Source organism: Caldimonas sp. KR1-144 (genome assembly GCF_049446155.1).
In the GTDB taxonomy this organism is placed as follows: Bacteria; Pseudomonadota; Gammaproteobacteria; order Burkholderiales; family Burkholderiaceae_C; genus Rivibacter.
The window spans coordinates 679,764-696,521 of the sequence record NZ_JBMSEE010000001.1; the positions used below are offsets into that span (position 1 = coordinate 679,764).

The 16,758-nt window shown below is 70.6% G+C and carries 13 protein-coding genes; 7 read left to right on the forward strand and 6 right to left on the reverse strand.

Features of this window, described 5'->3' with window-relative positions; all coding sequences use genetic code 11:
- Window positions 1-5 precede the first annotated feature (5 nt).
- Together ACO2TI_RS03370 and ACO2TI_RS03375 are read right to left on the reverse strand one after the other, a co-directional pair.
- Window positions 6-1,166, reverse strand: coding sequence for a hypothetical protein (locus ACO2TI_RS03370; RefSeq protein ID WP_423282028.1), 1,161 nt, complete (start codon window positions 1,164-1,166; stop codon window positions 6-8).
- Window positions 1,163-4,699, reverse strand: a complete 3,537-nt coding sequence (locus tag ACO2TI_RS03375; RefSeq protein WP_423282029.1) for a hypothetical protein — start codon at window positions 4,697-4,699, stop codon at window positions 1,163-1,165. Before ACO2TI_RS03375 ends, ACO2TI_RS03370 begins: the two co-directional genes overlap by 4 nt.
- 232 nt (window positions 4,700-4,931) lie before the next feature.
- On the opposite strand from ACO2TI_RS03375, the gene ACO2TI_RS03380 reads away from it, so the two are divergent.
- Window positions 4,932-5,717: an NIPSNAP family protein gene (locus tag ACO2TI_RS03380; protein WP_423282030.1), complete on the forward strand. Its 786-nt coding sequence runs from the start codon at window positions 4,932-4,934 to the stop codon at window positions 5,715-5,717.
- Here ACO2TI_RS03380 and ACO2TI_RS03385 read toward each other — a convergent pair.
- A complete protein-coding gene (locus tag ACO2TI_RS03385; protein ID WP_423282031.1) occupies window positions 5,642-6,379 on the reverse strand; it encodes an SDR family oxidoreductase in 738 nt (245 codons plus the stop codon). The genes ACO2TI_RS03380 and ACO2TI_RS03385 overlap by 76 nt on opposite strands.
- 184 nt (window positions 6,380-6,563) lie before the next feature.
- Between ACO2TI_RS03385 and ACO2TI_RS03390 the strand changes: the two genes are divergently transcribed.
- A complete protein-coding gene (locus tag ACO2TI_RS03390; RefSeq protein ID WP_423282032.1) occupies window positions 6,564-7,727 on the forward strand; it encodes an ABC transporter substrate-binding protein in 1,164 nt (387 codons plus the stop codon).
- Between the two features lie 145 nt (window positions 7,728-7,872).
- On the opposite strand, the gene ACO2TI_RS03395 is transcribed toward ACO2TI_RS03390, so the two are convergent.
- Window positions 7,873-8,550 (reverse strand): Crp/Fnr family transcriptional regulator, encoded by a 678-nt coding sequence (locus ACO2TI_RS03395; RefSeq protein ID WP_423282033.1) that lies wholly within the window; start codon window positions 8,548-8,550, stop codon window positions 7,873-7,875.
- A 283-nt stretch (window positions 8,551-8,833) separates the two neighbouring features.
- Complete coding sequence (locus tag ACO2TI_RS03400) at window positions 8,834-9,715, reverse strand: LysR family transcriptional regulator (protein ID WP_423282034.1); 882 nt, start codon at window positions 9,713-9,715, stop codon at window positions 8,834-8,836.
- A 93-nt stretch (window positions 9,716-9,808) separates the two neighbouring features.
- On the opposite strand from ACO2TI_RS03400, the gene ACO2TI_RS03405 reads away from it, so the two are divergent.
- Window positions 9,809-10,810 carry a zinc-dependent alcohol dehydrogenase family protein gene (locus ACO2TI_RS03405; protein ID WP_423282035.1) on the forward strand — a complete coding sequence of 334 codons (1,002 nt, stop codon included), beginning with the start codon at window positions 9,809-9,811 and terminating at the stop codon, window positions 10,808-10,810.
- On the opposite strand, the gene ACO2TI_RS03410 is transcribed toward ACO2TI_RS03405, so the two are convergent.
- Window positions 10,807-14,415 carry an indolepyruvate ferredoxin oxidoreductase family protein gene (locus tag ACO2TI_RS03410; RefSeq protein ID WP_423282036.1) on the reverse strand — a complete coding sequence of 1,203 codons (3,609 nt, stop codon included), beginning with the start codon at window positions 14,413-14,415 and terminating at the stop codon, window positions 10,807-10,809. The genes ACO2TI_RS03405 and ACO2TI_RS03410 overlap by 4 nt on opposite strands.
- 92 nt (window positions 14,416-14,507) lie before the next feature.
- On the opposite strand from ACO2TI_RS03410, the gene ACO2TI_RS03415 reads away from it, so the two are divergent.
- The 4 genes from ACO2TI_RS03415 (at window position 14,508) to ACO2TI_RS03430 (ending at window position 16,751) form a co-directional block, all read left to right on the forward strand.
- Entirely contained in the window at window positions 14,508-15,038 is a 531-nt protein-coding gene (locus tag ACO2TI_RS03415) for an Lrp/AsnC family transcriptional regulator (RefSeq protein WP_423282037.1), read from the forward strand.
- A gap of 85 nt (window positions 15,039-15,123) precedes the next feature.
- Window positions 15,124-15,321 (forward strand): hypothetical protein, encoded by a 198-nt coding sequence (locus tag ACO2TI_RS03420; protein ID WP_423282038.1) that lies wholly within the window; start codon window positions 15,124-15,126, stop codon window positions 15,319-15,321.
- Window positions 15,318-16,130 carry an SPFH domain-containing protein gene (locus ACO2TI_RS03425; protein ID WP_423282039.1) on the forward strand — a complete coding sequence of 271 codons (813 nt, stop codon included), beginning with the start codon at window positions 15,318-15,320 and terminating at the stop codon, window positions 16,128-16,130. The genes ACO2TI_RS03420 and ACO2TI_RS03425 overlap by 4 nt, the downstream gene beginning before the upstream one ends.
- Before the next feature lie 384 nt (window positions 16,131-16,514).
- Entirely contained in the window at window positions 16,515-16,751 is a 237-nt protein-coding gene (locus ACO2TI_RS03430) for a hypothetical protein (RefSeq protein WP_423282040.1), read from the forward strand.
- The last annotated feature ends 7 nt before the right edge of the window (window positions 16,752-16,758 follow it).

A 16,758-nucleotide genomic window follows, 5' to 3' on the forward strand; every position in this document is an offset into this window, starting at 1 on the left:
CCCATCTATCGCGCGGCACTTGCGCTGTAGGTGCACGCCTGCAGCATGATGAAGGGCAGCGCCACGCCGTCCGCCGACGAGGCGGCGCTGTAGGACCAGCTGCCCTTCTGACCCAGGTGCAGGTTGTGCCAGGTCTCGGTCAGGTCGGTGTCGTGCTCGGTGATCGTGATCGAGCCGCCGATCGCGTGGCCGTGGCTGCGGCTCGACTCGTTCACGCCCATGGGGCCTCCACCGAAGGCCGCGCCTTGCGTGCCGGTCCCGCCGATCGCCACGAAGAAGCGCCCTGGCGCGGCCAGCGTGTTGCCCCAGCCGTCCGGACACTGCTGCGCGCCGAAGAAGGTCGAGATGCCCAGCGGCAGGCCCTGCGACGAGGGCGTGAAGGCCGTCTTCTGGCAGGCGAGCAGCACGACAAAAGGCACGACCGGCGAGGCCTGCGCATTGGCGGCCAGCGACCCGCTGAGCGGCATGCTGCCCGGTGCGGCGAGCGACTCGTTGAGGCCGCCGCCCCAGACGAAGCCCTTGGAGCCCACGCGCACGGAGCCGCTGAAGCCGTGCGTGTGCGTCGCCGCGCTGTAGCCGGACCACACCGCCTGCGAGGCGGTGCCGGCCGTGCCGCCGGCCGGCATCGCGAGCACGAAGCGGCCGTCGGCCGCGGTGCTGGGCGACCAGCCGTTCGGGCAGCTCGCCGTGTTGAAGAACGAGAAGCTGCCGTAGGGAAAGGCGTCACCGCTGGCGCTCGAAGACCCGGCGAAAAACTCGCAGGCCAGGTACTGCACGAAGGGATAGCCGATGTCGGCCGGATCCGAAGTGCCGGAGGTCGCGTACGAACCCGCCGCGCCGACGCCCTTGTCGCTGCCGCCGGCGGTGACCGTGCCCTTCGAGGCCACGCTGGCATTGCCGCTGTACGCATGAACGTGCAGCGGCGGCTGCTGGTCGGCCATGGGCTCGCCCTGGCTGCTGCCGTTGCGGCTGCCGTCCTTCGCGGCCAGGATCAGTCGCCCTGCCGCATAGCCGGCTTCCTTCCAGCCGCTCGGACAGGCCTGCCCGCCGGGCGTCGCGAAGAAGCTGACCATGCCCTGCGGCACGGGCGCGGCCGGCTGCGCGGCGAGCGGGCCGGCGACGGCCAGGGACGCCAGCACCGTGCACGAGCGCCGCGCGGCTGTCATGCCGCACTCCTCACGGCGATGCAGGTGCCGACATCGCACACCAGGTCGACCAGCCACAAGCCCACTTGTGCGCCCGCGGTCGGCGGGCTCTCATCGCCCAGCAGCACCAGCGGCTGAAGGATGTAGGGCCACACCGGCAGCAGCACGGCCACCTGGCTGGCCGTGCTGTAGTTGCTGTCGCCCTTCATCGTCACCGCCGCGCCGATGCCGGCGCCCAACATGCCGACGCCCGCGACGCACGACAGCCACGGCCCCACCGGGCCCTGCAGGCGCGTGACCTTCTTGCTCGGCGAGCCGGCGGCGAAGCCGATGTCCAGCAGCGTCGGCACCCAGGCCGCGCACCACGCGCCGACGGACCACGAGTCCGCCTTCGTGCCCTTGCCTTGGTCGATGCGCGCCATCGCCGCATAGGGCACGCCGAAGCCCTGCATGCCGACCGCGAACAGGATCGAGGCGATGCCGCCCCAGAAGGTGGCGTCGCGCGGCGGCGGCGAGACCGGCGGCGTGGTCGCGCCGGCGGCTTGCGCTGCCGCGGCGTCCAGCCCGATGTCGCAGACCGTGTAGCCGAGGCCGCAGATCAGGAAGGCGGTCGCCAGCGAGGCGCTCAGCACGTCGCCCGCCGGTCCCTCGCGCAGCGCCGCCGCCGGCGAGCCGCCAAGCCGGTCGGGCCAGGCGATCGGCTGCGAAGTGATCTGCTGCACATCCGCCGCGGTGAACGGCGGCGTCAGGCTGCTGCCGCCGTACATGAGCTTGTAGAGCAAGGTCGTGGGCAGCGCGATCAGCAGGCTCATCAGGTCGAGCATCGACAAGTCCTGCCCGCCGCTGATGTCCCGGTAGAGCTGCGAGATGAACGGAATCTCGATGCTGACCGACATCACGTCGTCGAACGCGGTGAGCGCCAGCGCGAGCAGGTCGACCAGGGCGAGCAGCACCGCCTCGATGCCGCTGATCACGAGCAGCGCAAGATCCTTGACGGCCTCGAGCGCGTCGAGCACGACCACCTCGAGGAAGCTGCCGGCGCTGCGGATCTGCGCGCTGTAGGCCTGCACCTTCTGCCAGCTCTGCTGCAGCTGCTGGCTGGGGAAGGCCTGCTCGAACGCGGCGATGATGGTCGACGGATCGAAGCCGGCACCGGCGCTCAGGCTCGTCGGCAGGCCGGTGGCGCGCGGCCCGTTGGCGAGCAGCTTCGAATGCAGGTAGTTGCACTGCGTGCCGTTGGCCTGGTAGGCGCTGGCGAGTCCGATGCCGGCGAGCGGCGGTCCGCCTTGCGAGACCGGATCGCTCGAGCTTTGTGGCCCCATCTGGTTGAAGCTGGTGCCGGCCTCGATGTAGCTCTCGATCTGGTCGATCCAGCCGACGATGTCGTTCTTGACGGCGTCGAACGCGCCGATCAGGGCCTTGGGCACCTGGTCGGCGACGCCGGCCTGCAGGTTGGTCAGGCTCTCGCTCAGGTAGTAGCGCACCACCTGCTTGGTGAGCAGCACGTCGTCCCAGTCGAACAGCATGCGCAGCCACTTGACCGCGGTCTCGACCGCGTCGACCACGTCCTTCGCCAGCGCGGCCACCGCCTGCAGGAAGACCTCGATGCAATCGCCCACCTCGGCCAACGTCTTCAGCACGAAGTGCTTCACCTCCTGGCCGATCGTGACGGCCACGTAGACCAGGCCGTCGGCGATGGAGACCGCGAGCTTCTCGAGGTCGTCGATGACGTTGCGAAAGAAGTTGCAGATGTCGCCCCAGATGTCGGACAGCACGCTGCCGGTCGCGGCCGCCTGCAGCTGCGCCGCTTCCGCGGCGCCGAGGTCGCGGCACATGCCCGCGCTGCGCCTGAAGTCGACTTCCCACGCGCGGTGGCGGATCGGGCTGCGGGCCGCCGCGGCCGGCCCGGCGGGTCCGAGCGCGGCCCCATGCATCGCCACCGCCGCCTGGCCCAGCGCCTGCGCGCGCTGCGCCAGTTCATCGGCATCGCTCGGCGACACCGAGGCCGGGATCAGCCCGGCCGCCTGCATCGTCGTGCCGTTCACCGCAAAGCTCGGATCCTGGCCGGCCAGGCGCTGGTGGGCGCGCAGATCGGCGCGATAGCCGCCGCGCGTGCCGAGCCCTGCGGCAGAGACTTGAAGTGCCGGCGACACCAGCGAGGCGGCCTCGACCGCCACCGTCACGCGCCCTTGCATGTCGCTCACGACGGTGGCCGGCGCATCGACGCCGACGTGATAGGCGAGGCTGTTGATCACCGCCACGCAGGGCCGGTCGGCGCTGACCTCGACCACCTGGCCGGGCAGCATCATGCCGTTCGCATCGGTGGTGACGAACTCGGTGCAGTAGCTCGCGCTGTCGGCCAGCGGCTGGCCGTCGGGCGCCGGCGTGGCGATCGCCTGCTGGAACCAGTTGCCCTGCTGCACCTGCTGACACAGGTGGTTGACGTTGCCTCGCAGGTCGTAGAACAGCAGCTCGGGTCCGGCACCCATCGACCACGGACAGGTGAGGCTCGCCACGTTGTTGCCCAGTTGCACCCAGGGCTCGAAGCCGACGGCCTGCGTCGTGCCTGCCGCCTGGCGCAGCAGCCACAGGCGCTGTTGTGCGTCGTCGACTGCGAAGACCATGGCCAGCCCCTGCTGCGCCTGGCCCACGGCCACGCCGATCACGCCGCCGGGCTGCTGGTCGCCGCCGGTGAGCGCGACGCCACTGGGCGAGGGGCCGTCGTAGCCGCTCACCAGATAGAGCTGCCAGTCGGTGCTCAGCAGCAAGAAGCCGGGCTCCTGCGCGGCGCCGCTCGGCAAGGCGAACACGCGCTCGGCGCTGAGCGGGCCCAGGCCGAGCTGTTGCGTCGCCGGCGTGCCCTGCAAGACCAGCTCGCCGCCGGTGACCGTGCCGCCCTGGAAGGAGATCGCGCTGCCGTCGATCACGGCGACCGTCATCTGGTTGCCGCCGTAGCCGGGGAGCAACCGGTACGAAGCCGTCGCGCTTTGCACCGGCTGCATCCACACCGGCACCCAGTGGCCGCTGCCGCCCTGCGCCACGATCACGAAGGTGGGCGGCGAAAGGGCCGTGGTGATGCCGTAGAAGTAGCAGGTGCCCGAGGCGTCGACGAAGGCATCGGTCTGGCTCATCTTGCCCAGGGCGTCGGCGAGACTGGGGTCGAAGATCATCGGCCCCCATTGATTCGCGACCGTGCGCTGCATGCCCACGACCTGGTTGCCCTGCGCGGCCGGATAGTGGACCAGGGCATACAGCGTCGAGCCCTGGTAGAAGCTCACCAGCTTCTGGATCGCTGCCTGCGCGGGCGCACTGTCGACCGGCACCTCCTCGTGGTTCCAGCCCGAGCCCGACGCGGGGTCGGGGAAGAAGCGCATCAGCGTGTTCTGGTTGCTCACCGTGACGAGCTCGGTCACCGGCTGCTCGCCGCTGCGGTTTTGCACCGCCTCGAAACAGCCGGCGACCGATTGCGCGATCGGCGGCAGCATGACCTGCAGGCGGTCCTCGATCAGGTTGTCGTTGGCCTGCAGGTTCGTCGCGACCGGTGATGTCGACATGGCACGCCCCTCCGTCGAGAGCCGGCCAGGGGATGCGCAACACGCCTCGGCCGGCGAGGCCAGGGCCTCGAACGGCCCGTCGTCTGCGTGTCCGCCGTCGGCGAACGGCGGTGATTAGCGCGCGCTGCCGCGCGGGGGTCACTCCTGCTTTCTGTGTAAGGCAGCGTGCGTGCGTAGCCCTTGCGCTCCACTGCTGACACGTTCGGTCGCGCTCGCGCGCGAGCATCGCGCCATGATGCCCACACCCTCCTGTGCCAAAGCCCTGCCCGCGGTCATCGAGCTGCGCCAGTACACGCTGCATCCCGGCCAGCGCGACGTGCTGGTCGAGCTGTTCGAGCGCGAGTTCGTGGCGCCCCAGGAGGCACTGGGCCTGCGCGTGCTCGGCACCTGGCGCGACCTCGACGATGCCGACCGCTTCGTCTGGATGCGCGGCTTCGCCGGCTTGGGCATGCGCGCGCCGGCGCTCGCCGCGTTCTACGACGGGCCGGTGTGGCGCCGTCATCGCGACGCTGCGAACGCGACGATGATCGACAGCGACGATGTGCTGCTGCTGCGCCCGCTGCCTTCGCCGGGCGTGGCGAGCGAGGACTGGGACAGCGCCCGCCGCGCACCGCTGATCACCACGACCCTGTGCTTCCTGCCGCGGCTGGCCGACGAAGGCCGCATCGCGCGCTTCGAGCGCGAGATTCGCCCGCTGTGGACGCGCGACGGCGCGCGCTGGATCGCCGCGTTCGAGACCGAGCCGGCGCGCAACGACTTCCCGCGCCTGCCGGTGCGCGAGGGCATTGCCGTGCTGGCATGGATGGCCGCTTACGCCGATGCGGCGGCGCAGGCCGCGCACGCTCGCGGCGTCGCCGCGTCGCCCGCCTGGCGCGCGTGGTGCGCCGATCTCGCGCAGGCTCCGCAAACCCTGCGGCTCGCGCCCGCGGGCGGGGCGGCCGCTCAGGCCGCGGCCAGCCCGCCGTCGACCACGAGCTCGGTGCCGACGGCGTACATCGATTCGTCGCAGGCCAGGTAGACCACCGCATCGGCAATCTCGAGCGGCTCGCCGAGCCGGCGCGCCGGCACCTGGGCCGCGATCGAGGCGCGCGCGGCGTCGTGGGCGCGATCGTTCGGCGCGGCAGGCATCGCCACCAGGCCCGGGCTCAGCATGTTGATGCGGATGCCCTGGCCGATCAGCTCGACGGCCAGGCTGCGCGCCAGGGCCATCAGCGCCGCGCGCCCGGCCGCGAAGACGCTGGCGTACGGCATGCCCGTATGGCCGCCGAAGGTCGTGTTGATCACCACCGACGACGGACGGCGCAGCAGCGGCAGCAGCGTCCTGAGCAGGAAGAAGGGCCCTCTCACGTTGGCGGCGATCTCGTGATCGAACGCTGCCTCGTCCCAGGTGTTCAGCGGCGCGAGCCGCACCGCGGCCAGGTTGACGAACAGCACGTCGAGGCCGCCGCAGTCGTCGGCGACACGCTCAGCCAGCCGTTGCTGGTCGGCGGCGATGCTGGCGTCCAGGCACCACGCGCAGCCGTGCGGGCCGAGCTCGCGGCGCAGCTTCTCGACGGCGTCGGCGACGGTGCCGGTCACGTGGGTTCGCGCGCCCTCGTCGATGAAGCGTCGCGCCGTCGCGAGGCCGATGCCGCTGGTGCCGTTGGTGATCAGCGCGCGCTTGTCCTTGAGTCGGTCCATGGCGCGAATCTAGGCACGCAAGGCCGCGCCGCCTATCGGCGCGATCGACACGCGCCTCTCGGCAATCCGCCCATGCCGACCACGGCCGGCAGGCCGGGCGGATGCTGGCTGCTCTGTTGGCGAGAAGACATTCTTGCGGCGCGCCCCGGCTCCAGGATTCGCCGACGCCACCACGGGAGACGACATGCGCAGCGCAACCCTGCCCGCCACGGCCCTCGGGCCCTGTTCGCGCCGCCACGCGCTGGGCCTGTTGTCGTCGATCGCGCTATGCGGCTTTGCGCGCGGCGCGACACCCGAGGCCCTGCGCCTCGGCCAGACCGGCATGCTCTCCGGGCCGATCGGCGATCTCGGCCTGGCCATGGCCCAGGGCGCGAGCGCCTGCTTTGTCGCCGTCAACGGCCAGGGCGGCGTCGGCGGCCGCCCGATCGAGCTGACCACGCTCGACGATGGCTATGACGCCGCGCGCGCGCTCGCCAACGTCGAGCGCCTGATGGCCGATCGCTCGCTGCTGGCGCTGTTCGGCTGCATGGGTACGCCGACGGTCGAGGCGATGATGCCCAAGGTTCTCGCCTCGGGCATCCCGTTCTTCGCGCCGTACACCGGCGCCTTGTCGGCTCGGCCCAAGGGAGCGCGCAACGTGTTCAACGTGCGGCCGAGCTACCCCGACGAGGCGGAGCGGCTCATCGAGCATGTCGCGACCATCGGGCTCAAGCGCATCGCGGTGGCCTACCAGAACAATGCCTTCGGCAAGGAGATCTGGGAGGGCGCGCGCGCCGCGCTCGAGCGCCGCGGCCTGGCATCCGTCGCCACGGCGACCGTCGAGACCGATGCGTCCGACGCCGCCGAAGCAGCGGCGCGGATCGTTTCGGTGCAGCCCGAGGCGGTGCTCGCCGGCGTCGCGGGCAAGCCGACGGTCGCGCTCGTGAAGGCGCTGCGATCGCAGCGCCGCGGCCTGCCGATCTACGCCCTGTCGGTCTTCGGCGCCGGCTCGACCATCGATGCGCTCGGCGACGACGCCGTCGGCATCACCGTCTCGCAAGTGGTGCCGTACCCGATGGGCTCCACCGTCCCGATCGTGCGCGACTTCCGCCGCGACTGGCTCGCCGCGGGGCACGCGCCCGAATTCAACCACACGGCGCTCGAGGGCTACATCAACGCGCGCATCTTCGTCGACGTGCTCCGCCGCATCGGCGGCGAGATCACGCGATCGGCGCTGATCGACGCCGCGTGGTCCATGAAGCACCACGACGCCGGCGGCTTCAGGGTCGGCTTCAGCGAACCGGGGCGCAGCGCCTCGCGCTACATCGACATGTCGATGGTGCAAAAGGGCGGCAAGTTCCTGCGCTGAGGTTGGCGCCGGCGCAAGTGCGTCGGCGATTCATTGGATGCGAGCGGCGCGCCCTCGGCCAGAGCAGCGCAACGCAGTCGACGCGCAAGCGTCGACCGCCACGGCATGACCCCCCGCCGGGGACCGCCTGCCGCGAATGCGCGACCTACCCGCGCGCCGAGGCGTCGTGAGACGCGGCCTGCAGGCCTTCCATCGACAGCACGGACAGCACGCCGTATTCGAGCTTGATGAGACCCGCCTCCTCGAACTCGCGCAGCGCGCGGTTCACCACCTGGCGCGAGAGGCCGCACAGGTAGCCGATCTCTTCCTGCGTGATCGCGATGCGCGTGCCGCTGCCCGGGTTGAGCGTCGGGTTGAAGACCTCGAGCAGGCAATGCGCCAGGCGCGATTCAGGCGGCGTCAGCCGGTCGTGCTCGAGCGCGCTCATCAGCTGGCCGAGCCGACTCGCCAGGTGTTCGGCGAGGAAGCGGTTGAACGCCGCGCTGCTGGCCGACAGCCAGTCGAAGGTGGCGCGCGAAATGCACAGGATGTGCGACTCGCGCAGCGCCGTGGCGTCGTACATGCGCTGCCGCGAGGGCCACAGCATCGAGCCCTCGCCGAACCAGCCGCCGGCGGTGATGGCGGCATACGACATCGTCCGGCCCTCGCTCGAGACGGTGTAGACCTTGACGATGCCTTCGACGACGCCGTACCAGTGCTCGACCGCCTCTCCGCGCCTCGCGAGATAGGCGCCGGCGCCAACGACCCTCTCGCTCGACTCCTGCTCGACGCGCTGCAATTGGTCGGGCGTCAGCGAAGCGACCCAGCTCGACCTACGCAGCATCCGCCTTGCGGCCTCGCTGGCTGTGTGACTTCCATGCATGACTGCTGGCCGGCACGCTGGCCGGAACTCGGACTGAGTTTGACATCAGGCCCGTCGATGCGACGAGCCGGTGAAACCACCCGATTCCGGCAACTGCTTCCGGGAATCCGGAGGTACTGCCTTCCCAGCTGGGACCCGCGTACTGTACGCCCGCGACGCGGCCGTCCAGCGCGGTCGGCCCCTCCCATGTCGGCGGGCAGGCGCGCGAGCGCACGCACGCCTCAGCGCGCCGGGCGTCGCGCGTTCACGGCTGGGCGGCGGGCTCGCCGCCCAGCCGCTCGATCGTCAGGTCGAGCAAGGCGCGCAGGCGACGCAGCTGCCGCAAGTCGCGGTGGTAGCCGATCCAGACATCGCGACCCGGCGGCGGCGGGTCGCAGTCGATCCGCTCGATGCCCTTCACGCTGTCGCCGAGCGGCCGAGGCAGCACGGCCAGCCCCACGCCCGCGGCGCACATGCGCGCCTGGACCTCGCGGCTGTTGCTCGAGAACGCAACGTGCGCACGGGGCAGCAGCTTCTTCAGCCAGCGCGCATCGGGAAACTCGCTGAAGGCGCTGTCGAGCGCGATCAGCGCACAACCCGCCCCGTCGCCGAGTCGCGGCGCGCGCAGGCCCTTGGGGCGGTACAGGCCATACCCGATGTGCATCAGCTTGCGCTGGATCACGCCCGCTTCGTCGAAGGCGCGAATGCGAAACACGAGATCGGCCTCGCGCCGCGCGAGGTTGAACAGCCGCGCGTCGGTGACCAGCTCGATCGAAACGCCCGGATGCGTCTTCGAGAACTCGGCGAAGACCGGCGTCAGCATGTGGCTGCCGAACCAGTCCGAGGACGACACGCGCAACGTGCCTTCGAGCTGCGTGTCCTGGCCGCCCAGCACGCGATCCAGCGCCAGCGCCTCGGCTTCCATGCGCTCGGCATGGACCAGCAGGGTCGTTCCTTCATCCGTGAGCACAAGGCCTTCGGGCCCGCGCTGGAACAGCGCGTGGCCGAGCTGACCTTCGAGCACGCGCAGGCGTCGGCCCATCGTGGGCTGGCTTTGACCGATGGCGCGCGCAGCGCCGCCGAGGGTGCGGGCGCGCGCAATGGCCAGGAAGATCCTGATGTCGTTCCAGTCCACGGGTCGACCCATTCATTTATGAATGGCGTGAGCTCACTGGCGTCAATTTACATGCAATCGTGAAGCGCCAAGAATTCATCCATGGATCAACGAAAGGCAGCCCCCATGAACGCCAACGACACCATGCAGGCCCTCGTTCTCGAGGCCGTCGACCAGGCCTTCGTGCCGCGCACGCTGGCGCGGCCGATCGCAGGCCCCGGCCAGGTGCTGGTGCGCATCGCCGCCAGCGGCGTCAATCCGCTCGACTCGAAGATCCGCGCCGGCAAGGCGGCTCATGCCAGGCAGGCGCTGCCGGCCGTGCTGGGCATGGACATGGCCGGCGTCGTCGAGGCCGTGGGCGCGGGCGTCGAGCGCTTTCGCGTCGGCGACGAGGTCTACGGGCTGGTCGGCGGGGTCGGCGGACTGCAGGGCACCCTGGCCGAGTTCGCCGCCGTCGATGCGGACCTGCTGGCACGCAAGCCTGCCAGCCTGTCGATGCGCGAGGCGGCGGCCTTGCCGTTGATCGCGATCACCGCCTGGGAAGGCCTGGTCGACCGCGCCCGGGCGCACGCCGGGCAACGGGTGCTGGTGCATGGCGGCGCGGGCGGCGTCGGTCATGTGGCGGTGCAGCTGGCCGTGGCCCTGGGTGCGCAGGTCTTCGCGACGGTGCGCCCCGAGCAGGCCGAGCTCGTGCGCGGCTTCGGCGCGACGCCGATCGACCACACGTCGACGTCCGTTGAGGCCTATGTGCAGCAGCACACGGGCGCACAAGGATTCGATGTCATCTACGACACGGTCGGCGGACCGGTGCTGGATGCGTCCTTCGCCGCGGCCCGGCCCTATGTCGGTCATGTCGTGAGCTGCCTGGGCTGGGGCACGCACGCGCTGGCGCCGCTGTCCTTCCGCTCGGCCACCTACTCGGGCGTGTTCACCCTGCTGCCGATGCTCACCGGCCAAGGCCGGGCGAACCACGGGCGCATCCTCGAGGCCGTTGCCGAGCTCGTGGATGCGGGTCGCCTGCGGCCGCTGCTTGACGAGCGGCGCTTCTCGTTCGACGCCGCCTTGCAGGCCCACCAACGCGTCGAGTCGGGGCAGGCGCGCGGCAAGGTGGTCGTCGAACTGTCCTAGCCTGCGACGACCGCGATCCCGCGGATCTGCCCCGCCCCGCCGCTGGCCGGCGGGCGCGGATAGCGCGACGGGTCGAAGCGGTGCAGCAACTCGGCCTCGCGGGCGCGCGCGATCGCAACGTTGGCGAGCTTGACGTGGCCGAAGCCGCGCATCGTGAGCGGCACCGCGGCGATCGAGGTCGCCAGCGCGAGCTTTTCGGCGGCGAGCCCCTCGCACAGTTCGGCGACGCGCGCCTCGAAGGTCGCGATCAGCGCGCGCTCCATGCGGCGCTCCTCGGTGCGCCCGAACGGATCGAACGGCGTGCCGCGCAGCGCCTTGCCCTTGGCCAGCCACTTCATCGCGCCCAGCATCCACGGGCCGAAGCGACGCTTCTTCGGCGCCGCGCCGTGCTTGCCCTTGGCGATCGCCGGCGGCGCCATGTAGAACTCGAGCTGCAGCTCGCCTTCGAACTGGTGCGCGAGCGCGGCCTTGAAGGCCGGATCGGTGTACAGGCGCGCGACCTCGTACTCGTCCTTGTAGGCCATCAGCTTGAGCAGGCTGCGCGCGACGGCGCGCGTGAACGGCAGCGAGGCGTCGCCCTTGAGCTCGCGCTCGCGGCGCTCGGCCGCGCGCACGGTGCGCTCGAAGCGCTGCGCATAGGCCGCGTTCTGGTAGCCGGTGAGATGCGCGATGCCGCGCGCGACGATGGCCTCGAGCGGCTCGTCCTCGGCCTTGACCGTGGTCGCGGCCGCCTCGCCGCGCAGCGCCTCCAGCCCGGCCGGATCGCCGGCCGCGAGTCGCCCGAGCGAGAACGCGAGCTGGTTGGTCTCGATCGCGACGCCGTTGAGCTCGATCGCGCGCTGCAGCGCCTCCAGGCTCAGCGGCACGATGCCGCGCTGCCAGGCGTAACCCAGCGCCAGAACGTTGGCGGTGATGGTGTCGCCGAGGAAGTCCTGCGCGAGCGTTTGCGCATCAAAGGTCTCGACGCGCTCGTCGCCGGCGCAGATGCGCATCTTGTCGACCAGCAGGTCGACCTTGAGTTCGGCGTCCGGATTGCGCAGCGACTCGGCGACCGGCATCTCGTGCAGGTTGGCGAGGATGCGCGTGCGCCCGTGGCGCACGGTCTGCAGCGCCTCGGGCGAGGCGCCCACCACCACGTCGCAGGCGAGGATGGCGTCGGCCTGCTGGGTGTCGATGCGCACCTGGTTGAGACGCGACGGCACGTCGGCCACGCGCACGAAACTCAGCACCGAGCCGCCCTTTTGCGCAAAGCCCATGAAGTCGAGCACGCTGGCCGACTTGGCCTCGAGGTGCGCGGCCATCGCGATCAGCGCGCCCACGGTCACGACGCCGGTGCCGCCGACGCCGGTGACCAGAAGGTCGTAGGGGCCGGTCCAGACATGAGGCGCCGGCCGCGCCAGCGCCGCGGCGCGGTCGAGCAGCGCCTGCCGATGCGTGCCCAGCACGCCCGGATGGCGGCGGATCTTCGCGCCGCGCACGCCGACGAAGCTCGGGCAAAAGCCGTTGGCGCAGCTGTAGTCCTTGTTGCAGCTGCTCTGGTCGATGTGGCGCTTGCGGCCCAGCGGCGTCTCGTGCGGCAGCACCGCGACGCAGTTGCTCTGCACGCTGCAGTCGCCGCAGCCTTCGCAGACCGCGTCGTTGATGAACAGGCGGCGCTCGGGCTCGGCGAGCTCGCCCTTCTTGCGGCGGCGGCGCTTCTCGGCGGCGCAGGTCTGCTCGTAGATCAGCACGGTCACGCCCTTCACCTCGCGCAGGCGGCGCTGCACGGCGTCGAGCTCGGCGCGGTCGTGGAAGGTGGTGCCGGCGGGGAAGCGGTGCTTGATGTCGTCGTACTTGCCGATGTCGTCGCTGACGACGACGACCTCGGCCACACCTTCGCTCTCGACCTGGCGCGCGATCGCATCGACGCTGATCACGCCGTCGACCGGCTGGCCGCCGGTCATCGCGACCGCGTCGTTGAACAGGATCTTGTAGGTCAGCGTCGCCTTCGCGGCCACCGCCTGGCGGATCGCGAGGTAGCCCGAGTGGTAGTAGGTGCCGTCGCCGAGGTTCTGGAACACGTGCGGCGTCTTGGTGAACATCGCGTGCGAGACCCAGTCGACGCCCTCGCCGCCCATCTGGATGAGGCCGCTGGTGTCGCGCTCCATCCAGTTGGCCATGAAGTGGCAGCCGATGCCGGCGCGCGCGGTCGAGCCCTTGGGCACCTTGGTGCTGGTGTTGTGCGGGCAGCCGGCGCAGAAGTACGGCAGGCGCTTGACGCTGTCGCTGGCGTTGCTCGGCAGGGTTGGCAGCGTGAAGTCGTTGAGCGAATGCAGGTGGCTCAGCAGCGCCTCGCGGCCGGGCAGGTGCTCGGCCAGCCAGTGCGCCACCGGCACGATCAGGCGCGAGGGACGCAGCTCGCCCAGGGCCGAGAGCATCGGCGCGCCATGACGGTCGCGCTTGCCGGAGATCGCGGGCCGGGTGGCGACCGGGTCGTTGTAGAACAGCTCGCGCAGCTGGGCCTCGACCACCGCGCCCTTCTCCTCGACGACCAGGATCTCCTTGAGCCCCTTCGCGAACTCGCGCATGCGGGTGGTCTCGATCGGAAAGCTCAGACCCACCTTGTAGAGCCGCACGCCGGCGGACTCGAGCAGCTCGGGCGTCACCTCGAGGCGGCGCAGCACCTCCATGAAGTCGAGATGCGCCTTGCCGCAGGTGACGATGCCCACCGTCGCCTGCGGGCTCGGGATCTCGAGGCGGTCGATGCTGTTGACACGCGCGAACGCGGCCACGGCTTCGAGCTTGTCGGCCAGGCGCGACTCGATGCGCAGCGACGGCAGGTCGGGCCAGCGGTAGTGCAGGCCGTCGGCTGGAGGCTGGTGGCCGGTGGCGGCGCGCACCGCGTCGGCATCGAGCCACGCGTCCGCGCGCGAGACGATCTGGTCGATGTCGACCGTGCTGCCGCTTTCGACCACCTCGGACAGCGCGGTCAGGCCGACCCAGTTGCCCGAGTAGCGCGACAGCGCCCAGCCGTAGAGGCCGAACTCGACGATCTCGGCCACGTTGGCCGGCGAGACGATCGGCATGCCCCAGGCCTGGAAGGCCTGGTCGCTCTGGTGCGGCATCGACGACGAAACGCAGCCATGGTCGTCACCCGCCACGACCAGCACGCCGCCCTTCGGCGAGCTGCCGTAGGCGTTGCCGTGTTTGATCGCGTCGCCGGCGCGGTCGACACCCGGGCCCTTGCCATACCACATGGCGAACACGCCGTCGACGGTGCGCTCGGGGTCCGACTCCACGCGCTGCGTGCCCAGTACCTGCGTCGCCGCGAGTTCCTCGTTGATCGCCGGCACGAAGCGGATGCCGTGCTCGGTGAACTTGCTGCCGGCCTTCCACACGGCCTGGTCGACCATGCCCAGCGGCGAGCCGCGGTAGCCGCTGATGAAGCCGTGCGTGTTCAGGCCGCGCGCGGCGTCGCGGCTGCGCTGCATGCGCAGCAGGCGCACCAGCGACTGGGTGCCGGTCATGAAGACCTGGCCGTGGTCGGCCCACAGGTGGTCCGAAAGGCGGTAATCCGGGCGCTGAACCGGGGCAGGCGCGGGCTGGGGCGGGGCGATCGTGTCCATGGAACAAGCGTAGGCGCCGCAACCGCGAATGAGCTCCTTCAATACACTAGGGTCAGCCATTAATCCGAGAACACGGTTCTCCGAAAAATGCCATGAGCGAAGAATCTGTTCTCCTTGACCGCTACAGCCTCGCGATCCTCTCCGAACTGCAGCGCGATTCGAGGCAAACCGTGCAGCAGATCGCCGAGGCCGTGGGCCTGTCGACCACGCCGTGCTGGAAGCGCATCAAGGCGATGGAAGCGGCCGGCGTGATCACCGGCTACATCGCGCTGGCCGACCGCGAGAAGCTGGGCCTGGGCCTGGCGGTCGTGGTCGAGCTCAACCTCGGCGAGCACAACGAGGCGCTGGTGCAGCGCTTCGAGGACGCGGTGGCCGCGAGCCCGCAGATCGTGCGCTGCGTCTCCACCACCGGCAAGGCCGACTACATCCTCACGGTCTACGTGGCCGACATCGCGAGCTACGAGCGCTTCCTGCACGAGACGCTGTTCAAGCTGCCGGGCGTCCAGCACGTGTACTCGAGCATCGTGCTGCGCGAGGTGAAGGCGGAAGCGAGGCTGCCGGTGCCGGGCACGACAGCGCCTGTGGCGCTGAAGCCGCGGCGGCGGTCGAACTCCCGCGCTTGAGCGCCGTCGCTCGCCGGCCCCGCGGCGAGAATGCGCCGCCGCCGGGAGGCCATCGCCCACCGGCACTGACTCCGCGGAGATCGATGTGAAGCATCTCGTGCTCCTGCTCGCGGCCGTGATCGGCCTGTACGTCGCGTGGCAGCTCACCGCGCCGCTCAAGCGCGAGAAGGCGCTCGGTCTGGCCGCACGCCACGCATGGCGCCTCGGCGCCATGGTGCTGATCGTGCTGGCGCTCGCCGCCGCGAGCTACCACTTCTCTTCCACTCCCCTGCTGAAGCCATGAACCACGCCCGCGCCCTGCTCCTGCCGCTGATCGTCGCCACCCTGGCCGGCTGCTCCCAGATCGACACCGGCAACGTCGGCGTCGAACGCAGCTTCGGCAAGGTCGCGACGGACGAGCTGCCGCCCGGCGTCTACTCGACACTGTTCAAGTCGGTCGACGAGTTCACGACCAAGGAGGTCGCGGTCCAGCTCACCGACCTGCGGCCGAAGTCGCGCGACAACCTGACGATGCAGGACGTCGACATCGACGTGTACTTCAAGGTCGACCCGGGCAAGGTCGCCGACCTGTTCGTCAAGTACCAGGGCGACGTCACCAAGACCGAAGGCGGCGACTACGCGGTCGGCTACAACCGCATGCTGCGCGAGGCCCGCGAGGCGGTCTACAAGTCGGTGGCCGGCTTCGACGCGACCACCATGCACACCAAGCGCGCCGAGCTGTCGGAAGAAGTGCGCAAGAACCTGCAGTCCGAGCTGGACAAGTCGGACAAGGGCTCGTTCTTCATCACCAACGTCAACGTGCGCAACCTGGTCACCGACGCCAACATCGAGAACGCGATCCGCGAGCGCGCCAAGGTCGACCAGCAGATCGAGGCCAAGCGCAAGGAAGTGGAACTCGCCAAGGCCGAGGCCGAGCGCCAGGTCGTCGAGGCCGAAGGCCACGCCAAGGCCAACCGCATCATCGCGGAGTCGCTGACGCCGGCGCTGATCCGCATGAAGGAAATCGAGGCGATGCAATCGTTCGCCAAGCAGGGCAACAGCACGGTGGTGCTGCCGGCTGGGGGCGGGACGCCGTTGATCAACCTGAAGTAGTGCCGGGCGGGTGGCAAAGGCGTGCCTGTTCGCAGCGAAACCCCGCACCAGCCTCTTCGCGCGCATCGTGAACTGACTCGCCGCGGCTGTTCGAGCGCAGCGGGCTGCAAGCCCGCGTAGCGAGTTCCGCGGCGCGCCCCCGGCCCGAGCAGCGCAGCGGAGTCGGCGCGCAGCGCCGACCGCCACGGCATGAGCCCCCGGCGGGGGCCGCCTGCCGCGAACGCGCGGCTCCATGAAAACCTTGATCCCGGCCGACAGCCTCCCCTCGCGGGAGGAGGCCATGGCCCGCCACTGCTCCCATTCGGGCCATGGCAGAAGCGCCGTCCAGCGCCGATGCTGATCGTCATGCGCCGCAGCCGCGGCGCCGACCCGACGGAGCCGACCATGACCCGATCCAGTTCCCCCGCCCGCGGCACGACGGCCGCGCTGACCGCTGCCGTGGCCCTGGTGGCCGCGGCCACGCTGGTGCATCCCAGCAAGCCGGCATTGGCCGGCCAGTGCCCCGCCGCGCCGGCGGCCGACGCCGCGCCCGACGTGCGTGATCCGCTGTTCGCCGAGCAGATGGCGGTGCTGGTGCGCCGCTGGGTCGCCGAGGGCGCCGCGCCCGCGCCGGCCCGCTGAGTCCGCG

Excerpts from the sequence above, each read along its gene's own strand:
- ACO2TI_RS03385 (WP_423282031.1), bottom strand. The coding sequence starts at position 6,379 with ATGGACCGACTCAAGGACAAGCGCGCGCTGATCACCAACGGCACCAGC.
- ACO2TI_RS03425 (WP_423282039.1), top strand. The coding sequence starts at position 15,318 with ATGAACCACGCCCGCGCCCTGCTCCTGCCGCTGATCGTCGCCACCCTG.
- ACO2TI_RS03395 (WP_423282033.1), bottom strand. The coding sequence starts at position 8,550 with ATGCTGCGTAGGTCGAGCTGGGTCGCTTCGCTGACGCCCGACCAATTG.
- ACO2TI_RS03390 (WP_423282032.1), top strand. The coding sequence starts at position 6,564 with ATGCGCAGCGCAACCCTGCCCGCCACGGCCCTCGGGCCCTGTTCGCGC.
- ACO2TI_RS03370 (WP_423282028.1), bottom strand. The coding sequence starts at position 1,166 with ATGACAGCCGCGCGGCGCTCGTGCACGGTGCTGGCGTCCCTGGCCGTC.
- ACO2TI_RS03410 (WP_423282036.1), bottom strand. The coding sequence starts at position 14,415 with ATGGACACGATCGCCCCGCCCCAGCCCGCGCCTGCCCCGGTTCAGCGC.
- ACO2TI_RS03380 (WP_423282030.1), top strand. The coding sequence starts at position 4,932 with ATGATGCCCACACCCTCCTGTGCCAAAGCCCTGCCCGCGGTCATCGAG.
- ACO2TI_RS03375 (WP_423282029.1), bottom strand. The coding sequence starts at position 4,699 with ATGTCGACATCACCGGTCGCGACGAACCTGCAGGCCAACGACAACCTG.
- ACO2TI_RS03400 (WP_423282034.1), bottom strand. The coding sequence starts at position 9,715 with ATGGGTCGACCCGTGGACTGGAACGACATCAGGATCTTCCTGGCCATT.
- ACO2TI_RS03415 (WP_423282037.1), top strand. The coding sequence starts at position 14,508 with ATGAGCGAAGAATCTGTTCTCCTTGACCGCTACAGCCTCGCGATCCTC.
- ACO2TI_RS03430 (WP_423282040.1), top strand. The coding sequence starts at position 16,515 with ATGACCCGATCCAGTTCCCCCGCCCGCGGCACGACGGCCGCGCTGACC.
- ACO2TI_RS03405 (WP_423282035.1), top strand. The coding sequence starts at position 9,809 with ATGAACGCCAACGACACCATGCAGGCCCTCGTTCTCGAGGCCGTCGAC.